The following is a 5219-nucleotide window of genomic DNA, read 5'->3' on the forward strand; positions in this document are numbered from 1 at the left end:
GGCCGAGGTGCGGCCGGCGGCGAGCGCGGGTGGACGGATCAGGAGTACGGAAGGCGCAGCACCGACTGGTTGCCGATGCCCAGCGAGGTGGGGTTGTTGCCGATGGCGGACCAGACCTCCACCCGTACCGTGCCGTTGCTCAACGTGCCCAACGTGCCGGTGGCCGAGGCCAGGCCGGCGTTCTGGGTGTAGTGCTCGTAGCCGGGGACCGGGTCGGTGGCGAAGTAGCGCCAGGTCTCCGTCCGGTCCCAGCTGCCGTTTCCGGTCAGGTCGTAGGAGACGCGCACCTGCACCCCGTTGCCGACGGCCGTGCCGGCGTCCAGGAACAGGTCGAACGTGGTCTGCGCCCCGGAGTAGGCGAGGTTGAGGCCGGTCGCCGTGAAGACCTGCGGGTTGGTCGGCGTACCGTCGTGGTTTCCGTTGGCGGCCGCGACCGTGGTCGTGCCCGCGCTGCCGGCGGCGCCCAGCCCGCCACCGGCGAGCAGGTACCGCGTGGGCGAGCCCGAGCTCGGCGGCGGCGTGGTCGGTGGCGCGGTGGTCGGCGGCGCGGTCGTCGGCGGCGCCGTGGTGGGCGGCGCGGTGGTCGGTGGGGTCGTGCTCGGCGGTACGCCGCCGGAGGCGTTGCCGCCGCTCCAGGTGTACGCCCCGGTGGTGGCCGTCCGACCGGCGGCCACGGTGAGCCGGGTGCCGGTGGAGAACGTGACGGTGATCGGGTTCGCCGTCGGGTTCGACGCCACGTAGGTGCGTGCCCCGTTGCGGGAGAAGACCGCGCTCAGCGGGTGGTTGGCGGTGACCGTCGTGTCGACGGTGCCCAGTGCCGCCAGGTTGCGGATCCAGTGGAAGGTGTGCGCCCGGCTCTCCCCCTCCTCGGGGGTGTAGCCCGGGTTGGCGCGCAGGTTCGCCAGGGCCGCGTCGGGGTCGCCGAGGGCCTGGAACTGCCAGAGGATGTCCTGCCACACCGTCGGCGGGCCGCCGTTGTTGCGGACCAGCTCGGCGTAGTTGGTGCGCACGTACGCCGGGTTGTTGCCGAGGTAGAGGTGCCCGCCGGTGACCGGCAGCAGGTTGATGCCCTGGATCATCTCCGGGTCGGCGCTGAACCAGGTGGCGTACGCGCCGCCGTCGCCCCAGACCATGCCGACCGTCGAGTGCCCGAAGGCGGCGGGGAAGTTCTGGTCGCTCGCGTCGAACCAGTACTCCTGGATGGCGGCGGCCTGCGTCGTGTAGAGGAAGATGCCGGCGTCACGCACGGCGGTGTCGCCGGTGACCTGACCCCACTGGATGAGGGCGTTGGCGAAGTTCATCCCTTCCGAGGACGACTCCTGGTTGTTGCCGGAGCCGAACGAGCCGTGCCCGGACGCCCAGTCGTGGCCGGCGTAGATGTCGAAGTCGCGCAGGTAGGGAAAGCGGGTGTCGTCGCGGCGGTAGTTGTTGGCGTCGCGGATCAGCAGGTCCACCATGCCGCCGTAGCGGCTGGTCGCGGCCCAGGACGGGTCGAACTTGGCCAGTGTCGCGGCGGCGGCGATGAAGTAGCCGTAGTGGAAGTGGTGGTCGTTGAGTTCCTGGTCGGAGCCGTACGACGCCGGGTAGCCGATCAGGGTGCCCCAGTTGGCGTCGTAGTAGAAGAGCCGCTGGGTCTTGCCGCTGGACGCGGTGAACCAGTCGGTGAGGGTGCTGCGGATCGCGTTCAGCGCGCTGTCGCGGGTGGCCGTGTCGTTGACCAGGTCGGCGACCTCGGCGAGCCGGGCGGCCCGGCCGAGCCCCTTGCCGGTCCAGTACGTGTCGTTGCCCCGCTGGTCCATCGGGTTGCCGCGGGCGGCGGCCAGGTGGCCGGTGAGCGTGGCCAGGTCCGCGCCGCTGCCGTCGCCGACGGCCGGCAGTTCGGGCAGGACTCCCTGGAACGCCATGGCGGTCCGGAACTGGTTGACGCCGGTGAGGACCTTCATCCGGCCGCGCGCCGACGGGTAGGTCGGCGTGATCGGCGTCGAGCCGGCGAGCGACTTCCACTGGTGCGGGTAGAGGCTGACCACGGTCTGCGTGGCGGTGCCCTCCCGGGCGGTGGTGGTGAACGCGTACGTCGTGCTCAGGCCGTTGGTCGACGGGTCGTAGGCGTAGGAGACGCGGGTGCCGGTGACGTGGGCGTGCGCGTACCGGCCGTAGGTGGTGGCCAGGTCGGCGCGTTCGGTGGCGTTCGCCGTCGGGGGCAGCAGGGCCACCGAGAAGTAGCCGCGACCCGCGAGGGTGGAGGAGATGCGGCCACCGCTGACGGTCCAGGTCGCGCCGCTGGGGGCGTACGCCACGTAGTCGTGGCCGTTGACCCGGAAGCCGATGGTGGCGCCGTTGGCGGACCAGACGTCGGGGGTGCCGGACGTGCCGATCACCGCGTCGCCGCCGCTGGCCTGGAAGTACGCGAACGGAAGGCCGTGGCCGATGGTGGCGCGCAGGGTGCGGGTGCCGTCGCTCCAGTAGGGGCTGACCGTCCAGTCGGTCCAGCCGTCCACCTTCACCTGGGGCGCGGCGAGCCCGGCCACGCCGACGCGGATGTCCTGCACGTACGGGTAGTGGTACTCACCGACGCCGGTGGCCGTGCCGCTGATGGCGGGTGTGGAGTTGGCGGAGAAGCCGAGGCCGTCGGTGAACGTGTCGTAGGAGGTCGGGTGGGCGTGCAGGGGCTCGCTGAAGGCGCAGTCGGTGCGCTTCCACAGCAGCGAGGACCACCAGTCGTTGGTGGGTACGGCACCGGCGGGGGCGTTGGCGGTGGCGAACTGCCGGGGGTTGCTGGACATCGCGCCGCAGCCGGTGGGGAGCGCGCCGACGGGGGTGGTGGTGTAGCTGCCGGCGCCCACGGGCGCGGCCTCGGCGGCGCGGGTGACGGGAATCGTGAGGCCACCGACGACCAGGGCCAGGGCGGTGGCGGCTGCCAGGGCCCAGCGGCGGTGGGGGACGGGAGGTTTCATGGTGCCTCCATCGCGCGTCCCGGTACGGACCGTGCCGACCCGGGCGCGTAGCGTCTGAATTGTGGAAAACGTCGATCGAGAGAGCGCTCTCTCAGCCGGCACGGTAATCGACCCCGGAGATCCCCGTCAATGTGTCAGTCCGGTTGCGTGCTGATGTCGCAAACTGATCGCCCACCGCGCCGCGGTGGCTAACTCTCCGCTACGCCGAGCCCGTCCAGGTCGGCGTGCAGCGCGTCCGGCGCGCGCATCCGCCACGCGTCGGTCACGAGCTCGCTCAGGCGCTCGACGTCGACCGCCGCCAGGCGCAGCATCACCAGCGGCAGGCCGTCGTACCCGGACGTGGTGAAGAAGACCTCGGGCTCGCCGAGCAGGAGAGCCTGCTTCTCGGCCTCGTCCCCGACGAACAGCACCGCGATGTCGCGCCGGATCACCCGCGGCTTGCCCGGCCTGCGCTCGGGATAGGACCAGACGAAACCCTTGTCGGCCACCCGGAAGTCGAAGCCCTCGCTCTCGATCTCGACCGTGTGGGGCAGGGCCAGGGCCAGGCGGCGTACGTCGTCGGCGTCAGCCACCGAGACCCCGCACCGCGCATGCCATCCGCATGCGCCGAGATTACGCACCGGGACCGACAGGTGGCGGGCGGGCCGCCCACCGGCGGCGTCAGCCGGCCGCGGCGGACAGGTCGACGGCCGTGGCGCCGACGACCGCCCGGTCGCCCTCGCGCTGGACGTAGCCGATCACCGTGGACTGGCCGGGGTCGAGATCCGGCGGCGTGACCAGCTCCACCTGTCCCTGCTCGGCGTCCAGGGGCACCGACGCGAAGGCGCGCACCACGTTGTCCTGCCGCAGCGTCCGGCCGGCGTTCTCTCCGCGGGCGATCTCGCTGCGCAGGCCGCGTTGCACGAGCGCCACGTTCACCACGGCGGGCTGCGACAGCCGCTGCGCGCGGTAGCCCAGCACCATCCGCTGCCCGCCGTCGGCGACCTCCGGAACGGACAGGGTGAGGGGCGCGGCGGCGGGCGACATCAGGGCGGACGCGACGGCCCTCGCCGCCCGGCCACGGTCGGAGCCGACGAACTCCACGGTGCCGTTGACGATCATCTGTGGGGTGTAGAGACGCCCCGAGCCGAAGCCCCGGGCGTACGCCTCCTGCCGTGCCGTGTACGCCGCGTCCGCGAACTGGTCGGGCCAGCCCAGATCGTCCCAGTAGTCGACGTGGAAACCGAGGGCGAAGACGGGCTCGCGCCGCGCCCGGGAGTCGTGCTCGATCGCGGTCAGCAGCTCCTCGGCGGGAGGGCAGCTGTTGCAGCCCTGGGAGGTGAACAGTTCCACGACGGCGACGCCGCCGCCCTCCGTCGGCCGTTCCGGCTGACCGGCGGCGTCCGATCCGTGCGGCGATGGCGTGGTCATGGCGTCTCCTCCCAGAGCCTGCTGGCGGCTCTGCGATTCCCGTTACCGCACCGACAACGCCTGGTCAGCGAGGCCGCGAGGGGGGATGGGGGCGTCCAGTGCCCGTCCGTGCCTGTCCAACCCCGGATCCGCCGTTGCGCCCGGAGACGCCACTTCCGACCGGGACCAGCCGCGCGTCGGCATACCGGCCCGCTCATGACAATCGCGTGACAAATTGGCCGGCACGCCGATCACGGGTTTCGACGGTGCCCGAGCCGGGGCACCAGAGCGTCGCTGACGAAAAATTCTCCGGAAGGGACGGCCCCCGTGGAAATCCAGGGCTTCTTCACCGCAATCATCATCGGCCTGGTCATCGGCGCCCTCGGGCGGCTCGTGGTGCCCGGCAAGCAGAACATCTCGATCGTGCTCACCCTGGCGATCGGCGTGCTCGCCGCGATCCTCGGCACCCTCGTGGCCGGTGGGCTCGGCGTGGACGAGACCGCCGGCATCGACTGGATCGAACTGCTGCTGCAGGTCGTGTTCGCCGCGATCGGTGTGGCCGGCGCCGCCGCTGTGTTGGGCCGCCGACGCCCCTGACGCCCCGCTCCCTCGCCGGGCCCGCCGGCCCTCACGCGCCCGTGGCGACGACCTGTCGCCACGGGCGCTGTGCTTGGATGATTCGGTGGAGTTCACCGTGACAGACGTGCCCGCGCGGGAGCGGTTCGAGGCGCGCGACGAGACGGGCGCGGTCGCCGGGGTGGTCACCTACCAGCTGACCGGCGCCATCATCGCCTACACCCACACCGAGGTCGATCCGGCGTACGAGGGCCGGGGCGTCGGGTCGACCCTGGCCCGCGCGGTCATGGACGACGCGCG

The 5219-nt window shown here is 72.1% G+C and carries 5 protein-coding genes; 2 read left to right on the forward strand and 3 right to left on the reverse strand.

All coding sequences use genetic code 11. The features are described 5' to 3' along the window. Positions 1 to 38: 38 nt before the first annotated feature. From AB0J68_RS26585 to AB0J68_RS26595, 3 genes are all read right to left on the reverse strand, one after another. Positions 39 to 2954: a glycosyl hydrolase gene (locus AB0J68_RS26585; RefSeq protein ID WP_363940993.1), complete on the reverse strand. Its 2916-nt coding sequence runs from the start codon at positions 2952 to 2954 to the stop codon at positions 39 to 41. 188 nt (positions 2955 to 3142) lie between these two features. Continuing rightward, entirely contained in the window at positions 3143 to 3526 is a 384-nt protein-coding gene (locus AB0J68_RS26590) for a hypothetical protein (RefSeq protein WP_354862066.1), read from the reverse strand. A gap of 88 nt (positions 3527 to 3614) precedes the next feature. Beyond that, entirely contained in the window at positions 3615 to 4364 is a 750-nt protein-coding gene (locus tag AB0J68_RS26595) for a DUF1223 domain-containing protein (RefSeq protein WP_354862068.1), read from the reverse strand. Positions 4365 to 4670: 306 nt separating this feature from the next. On the opposite strand from AB0J68_RS26595, the gene AB0J68_RS26600 reads away from it, so the two are divergent. Then, entirely contained in the window at positions 4671 to 4940 is a 270-nt protein-coding gene (locus AB0J68_RS26600; RefSeq protein WP_354862070.1) for a GlsB/YeaQ/YmgE family stress response membrane protein, read from the forward strand. 97 nt (positions 4941 to 5037) lie between these two features. Beyond that, positions 5038 to 5219 (forward strand): GNAT family N-acetyltransferase (locus AB0J68_RS26605; RefSeq protein WP_363940998.1); only part of this gene is annotated, 182 nt, incomplete at its 3' end.

The sequence above is a fragment of the Micromonospora sp. NPDC049580 genome, from assembly GCF_040675595.1.
In the GTDB taxonomy this organism is placed as follows: domain Bacteria; phylum Actinomycetota; class Actinomycetes; order Mycobacteriales; family Micromonosporaceae; genus Micromonospora.